This window comes from Paenibacillus sp. sptzw28, assembly GCF_019550795.1.
Taxonomy (GTDB): domain Bacteria; phylum Bacillota; class Bacilli; order Paenibacillales; family Paenibacillaceae; genus Paenibacillus_Z.
In genome coordinates this window covers 4,752,541-4,767,650 of the sequence record NZ_CP080545.1, presented here as the reverse complement: position 1 = coordinate 4,767,650, position 15,110 = coordinate 4,752,541, and the positions used below count along the sequence as shown (strand labels likewise).

The following is a 15,110-nucleotide window of genomic DNA, read 5'->3' as shown; positions in this document are numbered from 1 at the left end:
CTGCTGGGTATTAAGATATAGGCATATAATACCAGGTTAACATATTTTTAATTGGATGGTAAGGATTATTTTCCTTAGTTAAATTATGTCATCCTGTGGACAGGCTGGAAGTCACATTCCGAATATTTCATTGTAAACCCGTTTCGCGGTTACCGGATCGTTAGTTCCCTGAATAAGTGCGCGCCCATCCTTAAAGAGGACGGCAGTTATATCCTTGTCCCGCTGAAAACGGATGAGAAAGGGGTTGCGCTCAACTTTTCCGATGCGGGAAAGCCGCACGGCCAGCTCCTCAAGCAGGATGGCGGTTGTCCTTCCGGGTGTGATCTGGATCGTATTGCGGCCGCATAAGGAAGCGGCCGCAGGTTCAATGGAGCCTTCCTCCAGATGTTCAAACCGTTGCTCTGCGCATGCCGGACAATCGGCACGCTTGGATTGCGATACATTAAGCGGCATCCACCGATTATGCCACAAATCGATTTGCAGCAGAGTGCCGTGCATTACATCCGCATTGCCGCTCAGCATCTTAATCGCTTCTCCCGCCTGCAGAGAGGCGATTATGTCGACAGCTGGGGAAATGACGCCGGCCGTTTCGCAAGTATCCACCGAGCCGGCTGCCGGTGCTTCCGGGAACAGACAGCGGAAGCACGGCGTTTTGCCCGGGATAAAAGACATGGTCATTCCGGAAGCGCCGATTACGCCGCCATAAATCCACGGAATATTCAATTTGAGACTAACATCGTTAATCAAGTAACGGACGGAAAAATTATCGGAGCCGTCGATGATGAGATCGACCCCTCCAAGAAGCTGCTCTGCATTGTTATTTGAAAGGTCGGCTATAACCGGTTCAATCTTGACCGCGCTGTTTATGCTGCCAAGCCGACTGGCGGCTGCGGCGGCTTTGGGTAGTAAAGCGGCGACATCCTCTTCCGTATACAGCATTTGGCGCTGGAGATTGCTCCATTCCAGTACGTCACGGTCAATGAGCCGTACGCTGCCGACACCTGAGCGAACCAGATGTTGAGCGGCTACCGAACCCAGCGCTCCCATGCCTACCACTGCGACACGGCTTGCACCGATGCCGCGTTGTCCTTCAGGTCCGATCGGCGCAAAGCGGATTTGACGCGAGTAGCGTTCCGCCGCAGCTGCCTCCTGGTTATTGTTTTCAAAGGTCATAGGGGGCCTCCTTATTATGGATGCAGCGGTGCTGCCGGATTCCACGGTCCTTGCTGATGGCCTTTCCATTCCGATCCGTCTTCCCATATTTCCCGCTTCCATATGGGTACAATTTGTTTCAGCCGTTCAATCGCATAGCGGCTTGCCTCGTAGCAAGTGTCCCGATGCGGAGCTGAAACGGCAATGACAACGCTGATTTCGGCAATACCGACAACGCCGATCCGATGAGCGATCGCGCATTGCGCGCCTGACCAGCGCTCAGCTATCTCTTCACCGATCTGATGCAGCGTCTTAAGCGCCATCGGCACGTACGCTTCATATTCAAGGCGAACTGTTCTCAGCCCCTGCGTCCACTCTCTGGTAGTGCCGGTGAATGTCAGCGCGGCTCCGTGGCCGGGAACGATAACTTCGGCGGTCACCGCTTCTACCGATAACGGTTCCGCGGTTATGAGATAGCGAGCGCTGCCTGCGCTTTGATGAATGCCGCCCGGGGAATCTTCCCCGCCCGAAACCGGGGGCAGCAGAGCGAGCTCGTCGCTTGCATTTATGGTATCCCCGTCTGCAGCGTATGACTGGTTACAGGCCACAAACGAGACTTGGATGAGCGTTTCATGTGCGGGATATCGTTCAATGAGAGCCAGCTTAAGGTCAATTACAGTGAGCTGCTCCTGTCTCAAATTTAAAGTAATTGTTGGTTGTCCGAAGCGCTCGGAAAGTCCTGCAAAAAGTTGAATGTTCCACTTAATATCCATGGCAGAAAACCTCTCATATCATAGAAGTGTCGATCTATACAGCATACCATAATCGATTGAAAAATGTTATGCTAGTAGGAGAGTACAGAAAGGAGTGCCGGCTATGCCAGTTTTGACTGACCGATTTGAACGTGTGCATGATTATTTACGGATATCCGTTACCGACCGCTGCAACCTGCGGTGTTTGTACTGCATGCCGGAAGAAGGCGTGGAATTTGCGCCGTCATCCGATCTGCTCAGTTACGATCATATTGTCGAGGTCGTTGAAATAGGCGCCAGCCTCGGCATTTCCAAGCTCCGGATAACCGGAGGAGAGCCGCTTGTCCGTCCCGGCCTTGACGGTCTTGTCAGTCGTCTCGCGGCCATTCCCGGGATACGGGATATATCCCTCACAACGAACGGCGTACTGCTGGCGGACCAAGCCGAGGCGCTGCGAAGAGCTGGCGTCAACAGAGTTAATATCAGTCTGGATACGCTTGACCCGACCCGGTTTCGTTTCATAGCCAGACGAGGCGATTTGAAACGGGTTATGGATGGCATCGAAGCTGCGGCTCGCGTCGGATTCTCGCCGATCAAATTAAACTGCGTCCTTCTTAAAGGCGTCAACGAGGATGAAATCGCCGCCTTTCTAAAAATGGCATACGAGCACCCGCTCCATGTCCGTTTTATTGAATATATGCCGATCGGTCACGCCGACGACAACTGGAAGAACCACTATCTGCCCTTGACGCGCGTGCTCGAGATTGCGCAAGAACAGAGCCTCGACGTCGAGCGGTTGGACGATATCGTCGGCAACGGTCCGTCAGAGGACTACCGGATCACGGGAGGAACGGGATCGTTCGGACTCATTCATCCAATCAGCGATCATTTCTGCAAACGGTGCAACCGTCTGCGTCTAACGGCGGACGGAAACCTGAAACCATGCCTCTATTGGGTAGACGAACTGAACGTGAAGCCTGCACTCGGCGATCCCGAAGCGCTTCGCGCAATCTATATGCGGGCTATGGAAATCAAACCGCTCAATCACGAAATGGCCGCCAAATTGGCGGGCGAAGCACAGAGTCATGAGCCTACAGCAAGGCGGATGTCGCAAATCGGCGGCTAAGCCCGGCAGTAAGCCGAATTTGTATGAAGGGGAATCGTTATGAAGGAAGCACAATCCCGTACAATTATTATCGATCATTTCGGCCGGCAGCCCCATGAAACGTCGCCGGAAGCGATGGCTTCGCTTGCCGGAGGCACATTCGTTCTATCCGAACGTGTTGCCGATGCAGCCGGAGAAGCTTTTGATTTTGCCGCATGGTATGAGGAATGGCGCAATGGCCAAGGTATAACGGACGACGTGCCGCAGCCGACTCATCTGAAAGTGGAAGCGGCTGATGCCTTTGAAGCGCTTATTCCCTGGGAGCAGCTCCCCGATGCTGCAGTTCAGTTTGCGATTAACGGTTCACCGCTGACGAAGGGCGGTCCGATCCGGCTATATGTGCCGAACGGAACAAGCGCTTGCTTAAATGTGAAGAGCGTGGTTGTATGCCGTATTCTTCACGAAGAGGCAAGCCGCGGGGACGTGGCATACGGATTCAAAAATACGTTTTCCCCGCAAGATATGCGCATGAAGCGTTAATCCCCAATCAACCGGGAGGCAAGCATGAGAGATACGTCAATCGATGCGCCGGAAGTCATTTTACTGCACAGTAACGACATTCACAGCCGTTTGGAGCTTGCGGCAAAAATGGCCTCCTATATCGCCGAAACCCGCCGTACTTTTGGAAGCGATCATGTGCTCGCATTGGATATCGGCGATCATATGGACCGGATGCGGATTGAGACGGAGGCTAGCGACGGCCTTGCTAATATAGCGCTTATCAACGCCGCCGGCTATGAAGCGGTCACGCTGGGAAACAATGAGGGACTGACGTTTACAACTGAGCAGCTTGATGAGGCTTTCGGGCGTCAAGCGAAATTCCGGACTGTTTGTGCGAACATGCGCTATAAAGTGAACGGGGAGAAGCCCGATTGGCTTATGCCGCATACAATTATCCGCAAGGGTTCGCTTAATATCGGAATTATCGGAGTGACCGCCGCCTTTGCCGATTTTTATCAGCTTCTTGGCTGGGATGTGGGAGAGCCGCTGCAGGCGGTAGCTGAGCAAGCTGAAGCGATTAGGCAAAAAGTGGATGTTCTAGTAGTCATGTCGCACCTCGGTTTAATCCTTGACCGCCGGATGGCTGAAACTGTGCCCGGTATCGACCTGATCTTGGGCGGTCATACGCATCACCTGCTGGTGGAGCCGGAATTGATTGGCCGGACCTGTATATGCGCCGCCGGTAAGTTCGGCGATTATATCGGACGCGTGGAGATCAGAATCGACCCGCTCTCCTCGCGCCCCATCATTAGCGCTTCATGTGTACCTGTCGCCGCATACGAAGAGCATCCGGCCGCCGCCGCCATCATCAGCGGCTACCAGGAGGCGGGAGTGCGCCGCCTCAGCCGGGTCGTTACCCGGCTGAGTGCACCGCTGCCCGCCCGGACCGAAAGGGAATCGCCGCTCGGCAATCTGCTCGCCGCCGGTCTCCGGCGCTGGACCGATGCCGAGATTGGTATCGTTAACGCGGGACAGCTGCTCGGCGGCCTCGCTGCCGGCGATGTTACGGCGGGCGATCTGCACGCACTGTGTCCGTCGCCGATAAATCCGTGCCGGATGAAGCTTTCCGGCGCGGCGGTACGTTTCGCGCTCGAACAATCCCTCCTTGGCGAATATATTGAAAAGCCGATTCGCGGGTTCGGCTTCCGCGGGTCCGTACTTGGCACGCTTGCTGTTGACGGCCTGAAAATCCGGTGGAACCCGGACAGTCCTCCACATGGCAAAATCCATTCCATAACGGTCAATGGGGAGCCATTCGACAATGACCGTCAATACTCGGTAGGGACAATAGACATGTTTACGTTCGGTGTCGGTTATGAGACAATCAAAAACGGCACGGATATCCGTTTTTTCCTGCCCGAGTTTATTCGTGATGTGCTCGCCGCCGAACTGCAGGATCCAGCCGCCCTCGCCGATTGCCGGCGAAGCCGGTGGAATATGACAGATGCGGCGGCCTATGGCGGCGACGAGCAAGGAATGTAAAGGAGCGAAATGGGACTTTTATGGGAGATATCATTAATGCGGTTATTTTAGGTATTATCGAGGGCTTGACGGAATTTTTGCCGGTATCGTCAACCGGACATATGATTTTAATGAACAAATTGCTTAGCATACCGGCCGATGACCAAATGATCAAGACATTTGAAATTGTCATTCAACTGGGTGCCATCCTCGCCATCGCGCTTATTTACCGCCAGCGAATCGCCAATCTGTTCGGCTTGTCCAATCGCACGGAATCGCTTGGAAAGATATCAGCCTCGCGAGCCGCCCGGAAAAAGCTTAACCTCATTCATGTGGCACTGGGAATCGTGCCGGCGATGGGACTTGCTTTCGTGTTGAGGGATATCATCAAAGGCGAGGGCTTTAATCAGACGCCGGTGCTGGTCTCTTTGGTTGTCGGCGGGATCTATATGATCGCGGCAGAGTGGCTATCGAGGTCGGGACGCATTCGGGTGGTATCGGAAACGATTGACGATATTTCATATAAGCAGGCTTTCATGATCGGTCTGCTGCAATGTCTGTCGCTCTGGCCGGGCTACTCCCGTTCAGGCTCTACCATTGCCGGCGGAATGCTTGTCGGAACGAGCTACAAAGCGGCCGCCGACTTCTCGTTCCTGATGGCCATACCGATTATGATTGCGGCTTCGGGCTATGAGCTCCTGGATAATTACAAATACATAGAAGGCGGCAATCTTGCGTTCTTCATCGTCGGGTTTATCGTGGCTTTTGTCGTAGCATGGTTGGTTATCGTCTTGTTCCTTAAACATATCCAGAAGGTCAGATTGACCCATTTTGCGATTTACCGATTCATTCTTGCTGCGCTGTTCTGGCTGTTCATTATGCGTTAAAGTTGATAGAATGATTAATTTGTCGACATTTGCCGAATTTTTTATTGCTCTTTTTCCTAAAATCCCTTACATTAACATTACTAGGTGTTCCTTTTGGACTCTGACCAGGAAAATTGAAGCAAGGCAGGGGTCGATCCGATGCGATTATTGCCTGTACAGATGTGCCGGCCAGGCATGAAATTGGCGAAAAAAATATACTCCGAAGAAGGCCAAGTGCTGCTGACGGAAAAAGTCGAACTGACAGAGAAGCTTATTTTCAGATTGGCGGATTGCGGCATAGGCTTTGTCTACATCGAAGATTCGAGAACCGCCGATCTTGTTATACCCGATATGATCTCCTTGGAGACCAGGCAGCGAGCAATGAGTGAGATCCGCACGAATTTCCGCAACATGATGGATAAGCCAAAGCGTAAAAACGGTGTAACTTATCCTTATATCGCGAAAGCCTTCCGCGACGTAATGAACTTGGTCATCGATGATTTGACGGCGCAGAAGGATGCCTTGATCATGCTGATGAACATGGGACAGGTGGACGGGTATTTATTTCAGCATTCTCTGAATGTTTGCGTCTACTCCGTTCTGCTTGGCATCTCCAATGGTTATTCCCGCGATCAATTGATGACGCTTGGGCTTGGGGCTATGCTGCACGACATCGGAAAGACGCAAATCAAAACTGATATATTGAAAAAATCCGGGTCCCTCACCCGTGAAGAATATGACGAAATGAAGCGACATACGGAAATCGGCTATACTTTGCTCAAGGATGAGCCGAATATTCCCCTGATTGCGGCGCATTGCGCATACCAGCACCATGAACGGCTCGACGGAAGCGGTTATCCCAGAGGCATTCAGGGGAATGATATTCACGAATTTGCAAAGTGGATCGGTCTTGTTGATTCTTACGATGCAATGACCACGACGCGCATTTACAGCAACCCGATGCTGCCGCATCAGGCGGTTGAATCGCTATACGCCGGTACAGGGACGCTATATGAGCAGCATATGCTTCAGTTATTCCGCGACAAAGTGGCCATCTATCCGCTTGGAATTACGGTCAAGCTGCAAACCGGAGAAACCGGCGTTGTAGTCGACATCAACTCCGCCTGTCCACACCGCCCTGTGGTCCGGTTACTGCAAAACGAATTCGGCGAGGAGCTCCGCGCGCCTTATGAAGTTGATTTATCCACCAAGCTGACGATGATGATCGCCGGTGTTAATGAAGACGAGACACTCATCAGCGCGGCAGGCGCCAAATGAAAACCATTTAACCGCTGCACCCGGGGGCCGAAAAGGCTCCTGTTTTTTTGATAAAATGGTTGTTGTAGTCTTGTATCATTTGCAACAAACGGTCTGTGACATTACAATGAAAAGAATAGGATATGTTAAATCATCCAAAGTCAGGTGCTGAAAGAATGTTGAATGCAACACAATCCGGTCGAAAACGCGGAATACAGCCGTTGTCTCCATCATATGATCCATGGGATCCGATATCCTCGCTTCGTCAATACGGTCGTCATCGTTTGACAAGTGTTGAGATGACCGTGTCGAATTTATGCAACATGCGCTGCGAGCACTGCGCCGTCGGCGATACGCTTGTACTGGCGGAGCCGCCGAAGCTTCCGCTTGATATGATGCTGCGGAAGCTGGAAGAAGTGGAGCATTTGGAGACGATCAGTATTACCGGCGGTGAACCCTCATTCTCCGATCGAACGGTCAAGGAATATATCGTCCCTTTGTTGAAATATGCGCGCAGCCGGGGTCTCCGCTCGCAAATCAATTCCAATGTGACGCTGGATTACAGCCGGTATGAAGCAATCGCCCCTTATCTTGACGTCATGCATATTTCTTTTAATTATACGTCTGCGGACGACTTTCATGAGGTTGGCTTCGCGAAGAGCGGACATCCCGTTTCACGTGAGACGGCCTTTCGACTTTATGACCGAATGGTCGATAATGCCCGGCGGTTAAGCGACGGGGGGCTGTTCGTTTCCGCGGAGTCGATGATAAATTATCGGACGCACGGGAAAATTGCCGACATCCATCGTCTTATAGTGGAGATGGGCTGCAGGCGTCACGAGGTGCATCCGATGTATCCGAGTGCTTTCGCTGCTGATTTACCGGTTATTAATAAAGAAGAGATGCGGGCGGCCATATACCGGCTGGTGGACGGCCGCGACCCATCTGTCTGGATGCTGTTCGGGACGCTGCCTTTCTTTCACTGCAGCGAAGAGACGGAAGAGCGGAAGCTGCTCGCCCGTTTGGCGGCGGAGCCGAATGTTACGGTTCGCAACGATCCGGACGGACGAAACCGGTTGAACGTGAATCTGTTTACGGGAGATGTATTCGTAACGGATTTCTCCGATGTCCCGGCTTTCGGAAATATTGGCTCAGACAGACTGGATGAGCTTTTCGAGAGGTGGCTAAGTCACCCGCTCTCGCGCAGCGTGAATTGCCACTGTCCCGCAGCAGGCTGCTGCGGACCGAATTTGCTGGTGAAGGATATGTATTACCGGAATGCGGATTTTGGAACCCGGAAGGCTATTATAGACCGGAAAGAATAAGATACCGGTATCCCTTTCTGAATGAGAGGAGTGGACAATCCTATTGCATATGCACTTTGAAGCGGACAGGATTTTTTGGAATTTGTTAATCGTTATACTTCTTGTTTTGCTGAACGGTTTTTTTGTCGCAGCGGAGTTCTCGCTGGTGAAAGTTCGGCAGTCGCGGCTGACACAGCTTTCAAATGAAGGAAACAAGCGCGCTAAATATGCTTTGAAGGTTAACCGGAGGCTCGATACGTATTTGTCGGCCACGCAGCTGGGCATTACGATCGCTTCGCTCGGTCTAGGCTGGGTAGGGGAGCCGGCTATTTCCGAATTGATCGTCGAACCGGCGATGCACCAGTTCGGTATGACTGATGTAACCGTGATTTCGACGATATCGGTAATTATCGGGTTTCTCGTTATTACGTTTCTGCATATCGTGCTTGGAGAGCTTGCTCCCAAGACGCTGGCCATTCGGAAACCCGAATCGACATCATTATGGGCTTCAATGCCCTTGCTGCTGTTTTACCGGCTTTTCCTTCCGGCGATCTGGCTTCTTAACGGTTCGGCTAACCGGCTGCTTAGACTGCTCGGGGTTAAACCGGCGCATGAAGACGATTCGGCCCATACCGAGGAAGAAATTCGTATTCTCATGGACCAAAGCGCAAGGAGCGGTATTATCGATAAAGACGAGCTTAAGCTGTTCGATAATATTTTCGAGTTTTCCGACCGTCTTGCCCGCGAAGTGATGCTGCCGCGAACCGACATGGACTGTCTGTATGCAGAACTGTCATTTGCGGAAAATATGAAGACCGTCTACGCTACGAAGCATACGCGTTACCCGGTTTGCGTCGAGGACAAAGATCAATTGATCGGATTCGTACATATTACCGATCTGCTGACTGCGGATCCGGATGAAGAACATATGCTGGATAAATTTCTCCGTCCGATTCTCAACGTACCGGAATCGATGGAAATCAGTCAAGTGCTTAAGCTGATGCAGCACAGGCATTCGCAGCTGGCAATAGTCGTCGACGAGTACGGTGGAACGGCCGGGATGCTTACGACTGAGCTGATTCTCGAAGAAATCGTAGGAGAGATACATGATGAATTCGATAATGATCTGCCAAGTGTGGTTGTCAAAGGGGAAGTAACGTCGGTAGAAGGCAGAATGCTTATTGAAGACATCAACGATATGTTTCATCTCGATATTGAAGATGAGGATGTCGATTCGATCGGCGGCTGGTTGTTTACGCGTCTTGAAGGAAATCCGGCAAAAGGGAAGAAAGTGGAGCATGAGGGCTTCGTCTTCGAGGTAGCGGAAAGTGAACCTCTTCGTGTGCTCCGAGTACATATTTATCGCCGCAAAACCCCCGAGCCTGTTGAAGCGCCTTCCAAAAATTAAAGTCCCGTTTTCTTCTACCGAAACAGTCTGCGTCCATGCGCAGACTGTTTTTTTATTGTGACATTCGCACTATTCCCCGGGAAATGAGGTCCCTGTCCAGTGAGAACCAAAACTGGGCTTCTGTCATATGATGCAAATGGGAAAGCCGATATTACAGGAGGAGAATGCAGATGAATGTGAACATCGTCAAGCAAACCCGCGACTGGTATCCATTCGTAGGTCCGTTTGATCCTTGTCCGCCGAAGTGTGTTAAAACTTACGTCGTGCCGCCTAATCAATTCATTCCATATCAACCGATGAATTTACCGCAATTTTCACTGCATGAAGCGCTAAAGCTTGGGACCTTGTGGCCCGCCCTCTATAGTCCTTATGAGTCGAGATGCGGGATAAGGGAGCAGGAGCAAACATGAAGACGGTGGATGAAAACTATTATCGTAAGCTTTTTGAGCTTCAGCAGTTGGATTTTGGCCTGGTTGAATTGAATTTGTATCTCGATACGCACCCCAATGATATGCAGGCGCTTCAGCAGTTCAACCAGCTTGCCGAGCAGCGAAAGCAATGCGCATACCAATACGAAATGGACTATGGGCCGCTGATGCATTTTGGACACAGTTTCTCCAAATATCCATGGCAATGGCCGGAATCGCCTTGGCCTTGGCAGGTATAAAGAAACGGCAGCAAGAGTATGTGAAGGCCGCCTTTGTCGGAAAGTCGGTCATGGAGGATGAACAGGCATGTGGATTTATGAAAAGAAGCTGCAGTATCCGGTACGCGTCAGCAAATGCGACCCGCAAATGGCAAAGTTTTTAATGGAGCAGTACGGCGGGGCTGACGGTGAGCTTGCCGCAGCGCTTCGTTATTTGAATCAGCGGTATACAATACCGGATAAAGTGATTGGTTTGCTTACAGATATTGGAACGGAAGAATTTGCCCATTTGGAAATGATTGCCACAATGATCTATAAACTTACGAAGGACGCAACACCTGAGCAGCTCAGAGCGGCAGGTCTAGGCGATCATTTTGCCAATCATGACCATGCGCTATTCTATAACAATGCTTCCGGCGTACCTTGGACGGCAGCATACATTCAGGCGAAAGGCGACCCGATCACGGATTTGTATGAGGATATCGCCGCTGAGGAGAAAGCCCGGGCCACCTATCAATGGCTCATTGATATGACCGACGACGTCGATCTCCAGGACGGCTTGAAGTTTCTACGTGAGCGTGAGATTGTGCACTCCATGAGATTCAAGGAAGCGGTCGAGATTCTCAAAGCCGACCGGGAAGTGAAAAAGGTCTATTAATATAACAACCCTGGTCGTGGACTGGGGTTGTTTGTACTGGACATGACCCGAATACATAAATATGGAAGGAACATCGCCTTTTGACACACATTCTTCACCGCTTTATACCTATGGGGGTATAAAATTTAGGTCGTTTTACCCATGACGGCAAGACATTGGTTTTGTAACATCTACAGTTAAACCGAAACTTTAAAGCACAGACAATCGTCTAATTAATTAGCTTGAAAAAGCCAGTGGAAAAGAGGCGGATAAGTATATGGACATGAAAACGACGACTAGACCTGCCTTCAAGCAGCCTGCCGCACCGCGGACAACGACTGGAAAAGGAAAAAAGAATAAACGGCGCAGAGGCGGTATCGGAAGATTCCTGATCTACTTGGGTACATTTGTGGCGTTGATTGTGTCACTGATAGGTGGTTGGCTGTTTCTAACGCCATCGGGCACGAATTTTCGTTATTTAATGGCGGATACGCTAATCACGACGCAGCACCGGGAATGGGCAAAATATATAATCGGGCAGGAAGCGCTGGACAAAAGAGTGCAGGAATATCAGAACGAATTTAATGCCATGGGAGATGAACGGGACACTCATACCATCCATTTATCGACGGCGGGCGCTAATGACGCTGTTACTGAGAATCAGCTCGTCCAGATCGAACCGATCACCGGGACAGGCTACCGCGGATATATTATGACCGTCAAGGATCCGACCAAAATTCGTCTCTGTGTCCCTGCGAAGGCAGGACGCGGAGAAAAAGTATCGAGCATGGTTAAGAGAACCGGGGCGATTGCCGGCGTAAACGGAGGAGGGTTTGCCGATCCTAATTGGATGGGGAATGGCTTTCAACCGATAGGTATTGTTATTTCGCAAGGGAAAATCTACTACAAAGATATGGGCGACAAGGATTCAACGCAGATCGTCGGCATCGATAAGCATGGAAAAATGGTTGCAGGCCGTTATTCCCTGAAGCAAATACAGGATATGGACTTACAAGAAGCGGTAACCTTTCAACCCCGGATTATCGTAAACGGGAAGGGCTTGATCAAGAGTCCCAAAGACGGCTGGGGCATCGCCCCTCGTACTGCGATGGGACAAAGGGCGGACGGCGCGATTCTTTTTGTCGTCATCGACGGGCGACAGCCGGGGTACAGCATAGGGGCTAATTTGTATGATGTACAGCAGATCATGCTTAAGCACGGTGCCGTAATCGCCGCTAATCTGGATGGCGGTTCATCGACTGTACTCGTTAAGGACGGAGATATTTTGAACAAGCCCTCCGCGCAGCATGGCGAACGTTACTTGCCGACTGCATTTCTCGTATATGAACATCCGGAGCAGGTGAATATACCGAATATTTGGGACGGTCTTAAACCGCAAGATATCGATCCGGCCAAGTGGTAAGTGATTGAAATTGATCTTTTGCTTGCGCCCATCCGTTCTTTTCCAGTATCATAAGGGCAGGTTTGGAAGGAGGAGAGCATCATAGACAGCAATCGGAAGCTAATAACGCCGCAGGCGCTTATTTTTGATATGGACGGTACGCTCTTTGAGACGGACACGCTGTTAAGGGGCGTTCATGAACGAATTTTTCGGACTCTTCGCGAAGAGGGCTTGTATATGGAACCGGTCCCTCCGGTGGAGAAGCTGCTTGGCTGCCTCGGGATGCTGCTTGAGGATATTTGGAAAAATGTGATGCCAGGCAGCTCGGAGGCGGCTCGTAAACGGGCGGACGAGCTCCTGCTGCAGTATGAATTGGAAGGCTTGGAGGCGGGAGAGGGCTCGCTCTACCCTCATGTGGAAACGACGCTCCGTCAGCTTAAGGCGCGCGGGTACAAGCTTTTTGTTGCAAGCAACGGTCTGGAAATGTATGTAAAGGGAGTCGCGCGATTTAAAAAAATCGCCGACTTGTTCAGCGGTTTATACAGTGCCGGCGAATTTGCAACGGCCTCCAAGGTGGACCTCGTCGCTCGGCTGATGCGGGATCACGACATTAATGCAGCCTGGATGGTCGGTGACCGCTCATCGGATGTTGAAGCGGGCAAAGGCAACGGACTAGGCGTTATAGGCTGCGCGTATGCCGTGTACGGCCGCAAGGAGGAGCTAAGCGGCGCCGATGAGCTGATCAGCGATTTCCGTCAGCTGCTTGAGCTCTGCAGCGCAGCGGATGAGAAAGTTGCGGAAGCAGGGGCTTGAAGGTTACGCTAAAACAGGCGAATTCGCTCAGCAAATCCCGGTAACGTTACGACGTTCCGGGATTTGCTTCTTCCTGCGGCAGTTTATCCTTGCGGCGCTTTTTTTGCTCGTGCAGCCACAAAGCGTATTCGAGAGGTCTGGTAATCGCCCGAATGTACGTTTCGCGTTCGCCTGCTTGAACGAATACCTCTCGTGCAGGCTTCGGATTCACTTCCAAAAGCCAAATGTGGCCCTTCTGGTCAATGGCGAGATCAAGTGCTAGCTCGCACAGCCTGCCGTACGATTGCTCTAGAAAAGCGGCCATTTGGAGGCTGAGTTCTTCGGCCTTGGCTTTCACGGTCTGCACCGTTTCTTCGCCGGTTATCCACTGGTTGAGGAGCGAATGCATCATAACCGCTTTTCCTCCCCCGTGCAGGTTGGATGTAATGCTGCCGGCCGCCCCGATCCGCCCCGCGCAGCCTGTAGCTTCCCAATCGCCGCTCCCGTTTTTCTGGACCAGCATCCTGTAATCATGGACCCTGCCGCTTGGAAGTTTCAGCTGAATTCCCTGCTGCACCAAGTAACGGTTTCCCTTCAGGTCCCAGGCTGCGAGCTTCTCGTGTAGACGCGATAACGGAACCCGCTGCGGGTTAATAATGCGGCGCGACTGATCGCGGCCCTGAATGAGATAGCTCCCGCCATTCTGCTTCTCTATTCGAAGGATTCCCCGTCCGCCTGTACCGTTGACCGGCTTTAAATAAACGAGCGGATATTTACGGATCATTTCCGTCAGATCGCTTGGATTTTCATACATCCTCGTAATTGGAAGATGAGGCCGAAACCGTTCATCCTTGCGCATCGTCTTGTAAACGATCCATTTGTTGCGCAGCATCCGGTTGAGAAAGGTGAGGTGTCCATACTGCTTCCGGAAGGTGCGAAGCTGCTCGAAACGATAGCTGCGCTGAATGCGGCACCGATCGAAAATCATATGCGGAAAGGGGCGCCATTTGCGCACCCAGCTTTTCGAAGAAGGATCGAATATGAGAGCGTGAATCCGGTTTTGCTTATAATTGACATCCTGAGGCGTGAAGACGAAGACATCCAGTCCCATTTTTCGGCCGGCTGTTGTCATCTTCTGATAGATCGGCTTCTCTTCAAGCAAACCGTTCTCATTGAGATAAAGAGTTAATATGCCAAGCACGGGCTGACCCATGCGGACTCCTCCTCCTAGCATTCGAATCTGAGAGTCGGCTTGCCGGTTGGCCCCGTAGACATGCCGACAGCTTTCATCCCGGCACGAAAGCACATTTGCATGCTGGCGGGATTATCGGCGGCCACGCTGCAGGCCAGTCTTCCGAACCGCCCGTGCAGCGCCTTAAGCAGAGCGCTGCCGGCTCCTTGACCGCGCAGTTCGGGCCTGACTACGACCAGGCAGGCCCGCTCGCCGGCCTGAGCGGCAAAAGCGAAGGCTGCGAGCTTGCCGCCTGCAACCGCAACCGCGACCGCCGTCAACGGGGCATCGGCGTTCCCGCCGGGTTCCTTCGCTTTCGCTGCTTGAGCTGCGTTGAGCATCCTTATGCCGGAAGGGGCGGCGGATGCAGCGGCAGGCGTGCCGCATTCTCCGACGGCCAACGCTTCGGGCCTTAAACGGTGAAGCTCCCTGATTCCCGAGGCGGTAAGGCGGTTGTCGCCGAAGCGCACGGCAAATGCAATGAGCTTTCCCTTCAGCGACGCCCATTCGGAAGGCGACAACAGTTTAACGTCCAT

The 15,110-nt window shown here is 51.9% G+C and carries 16 protein-coding genes; 12 read left to right on the top strand and 4 right to left on the bottom strand.

The features are described 5' to 3' along the window. Positions 1 to 111: 111 nt before the first annotated feature. On the bottom strand, positions 112 to 1,173 hold the full coding sequence (locus tag KZ483_RS21800) for a ThiF family adenylyltransferase (protein WP_220349628.1): 1,062 nt from the start codon (positions 1,171 to 1,173) through the stop codon (positions 112 to 114). A gap of 14 nt (positions 1,174 to 1,187) precedes the next feature. Beyond that, positions 1,188 to 1,925: a molybdenum cofactor biosynthesis protein gene (locus KZ483_RS21795; protein ID WP_220349627.1), complete on the bottom strand. Its 738-nt coding sequence runs from the start codon at positions 1,923 to 1,925 to the stop codon at positions 1,188 to 1,190. 103 nt (positions 1,926 to 2,028) lie between these two features. Here KZ483_RS21795 and moaA point away from each other — a divergent pair, with 103 nt between their 5' ends. From moaA to KZ483_RS21735, 12 genes are all read left to right on the top strand, one after another. Then, positions 2,029 to 3,030, top strand: coding sequence for a GTP 3',8-cyclase MoaA (gene moaA / locus KZ483_RS21790; protein ID WP_220349626.1), 1,002 nt, complete (start codon positions 2,029 to 2,031; stop codon positions 3,028 to 3,030). A gap of 39 nt (positions 3,031 to 3,069) precedes the next feature. Beyond that, complete coding sequence (locus KZ483_RS21785) at positions 3,070 to 3,549, top strand: hypothetical protein (protein WP_220349625.1); 480 nt, start codon at positions 3,070 to 3,072, stop codon at positions 3,547 to 3,549. Between the two features lie 24 nt (positions 3,550 to 3,573). Continuing rightward, positions 3,574 to 5,052: a bifunctional metallophosphatase/5'-nucleotidase gene (locus tag KZ483_RS21780; RefSeq protein ID WP_220349624.1), complete on the top strand. Its 1,479-nt coding sequence runs from the start codon at positions 3,574 to 3,576 to the stop codon at positions 5,050 to 5,052. Positions 5,053 to 5,072: 20 nt separating this feature from the next. After that, positions 5,073 to 5,918 carry an undecaprenyl-diphosphate phosphatase gene (locus KZ483_RS21775; protein WP_220349623.1) on the top strand — a complete coding sequence of 282 codons (846 nt, stop codon included), beginning with the start codon at positions 5,073 to 5,075 and terminating at the stop codon, positions 5,916 to 5,918. Between the two features lie 138 nt (positions 5,919 to 6,056). Continuing rightward, on the top strand, positions 6,057 to 7,175 hold the full coding sequence (locus tag KZ483_RS21770) for an HD-GYP domain-containing protein (RefSeq protein ID WP_220349622.1): 1,119 nt from the start codon (positions 6,057 to 6,059) through the stop codon (positions 7,173 to 7,175). A 155-nt stretch (positions 7,176 to 7,330) separates the two neighbouring features. Next, positions 7,331 to 8,479, top strand: coding sequence for a radical SAM/CxCxxxxC motif protein YfkAB (gene yfkAB, locus KZ483_RS21765; RefSeq protein ID WP_220349621.1), 1,149 nt, complete (start codon positions 7,331 to 7,333; stop codon positions 8,477 to 8,479). A gap of 49 nt (positions 8,480 to 8,528) precedes the next feature. Continuing rightward, the gene (locus tag KZ483_RS21760) at positions 8,529 to 9,866 is read left to right on the top strand and encodes a hemolysin family protein (RefSeq protein ID WP_220353601.1); all 1,338 of its coding nucleotides are present in this window, start codon (positions 8,529 to 8,531) and stop codon (positions 9,864 to 9,866) included. A gap of 170 nt (positions 9,867 to 10,036) precedes the next feature. Continuing rightward, entirely contained in the window at positions 10,037 to 10,276 is a 240-nt protein-coding gene (locus KZ483_RS21755; protein ID WP_220349620.1) for a spore coat associated protein CotJA, read from the top strand. Next, positions 10,273 to 10,533: a spore coat protein CotJB gene (locus KZ483_RS21750; protein ID WP_220349619.1), complete on the top strand. Its 261-nt coding sequence runs from the start codon at positions 10,273 to 10,275 to the stop codon at positions 10,531 to 10,533. The genes KZ483_RS21755 and KZ483_RS21750 overlap by 4 nt, the downstream gene beginning before the upstream one ends. A 67-nt stretch (positions 10,534 to 10,600) precedes the next feature. Continuing rightward, a complete protein-coding gene (locus tag KZ483_RS21745; RefSeq protein ID WP_220349618.1) occupies positions 10,601 to 11,170 on the top strand; it encodes a manganese catalase family protein in 570 nt (189 codons plus the stop codon). Between the two features lie 256 nt (positions 11,171 to 11,426). Further along, on the top strand, positions 11,427 to 12,572 hold the full coding sequence (locus KZ483_RS21740) for a phosphodiester glycosidase family protein (RefSeq protein ID WP_220349617.1): 1,146 nt from the start codon (positions 11,427 to 11,429) through the stop codon (positions 12,570 to 12,572). A gap of 81 nt (positions 12,573 to 12,653) precedes the next feature. Continuing rightward, on the top strand, positions 12,654 to 13,364 hold the full coding sequence (locus KZ483_RS21735) for an HAD hydrolase-like protein (protein WP_258881769.1): 711 nt from the start codon (positions 12,654 to 12,656) through the stop codon (positions 13,362 to 13,364). 46 nt (positions 13,365 to 13,410) lie between these two features. Here KZ483_RS21735 and KZ483_RS21730 read toward each other — a convergent pair whose 3' ends face one another. Both KZ483_RS21730 and KZ483_RS21725 read right to left on the bottom strand, forming a co-directional pair. After that, positions 13,411 to 14,556 (bottom strand): YheC/YheD family endospore coat-associated protein, encoded by a 1,146-nt coding sequence (locus tag KZ483_RS21730; RefSeq protein ID WP_220349615.1) that lies wholly within the window; start codon positions 14,554 to 14,556, stop codon positions 13,411 to 13,413. Between the two features lie 14 nt (positions 14,557 to 14,570). Further along, positions 14,571 to 15,110 carry a GNAT family N-acetyltransferase gene (locus KZ483_RS21725; RefSeq protein ID WP_220349614.1) on the bottom strand — a complete coding sequence of 180 codons (540 nt, stop codon included), beginning with the start codon at positions 15,108 to 15,110 and terminating at the stop codon, positions 14,571 to 14,573.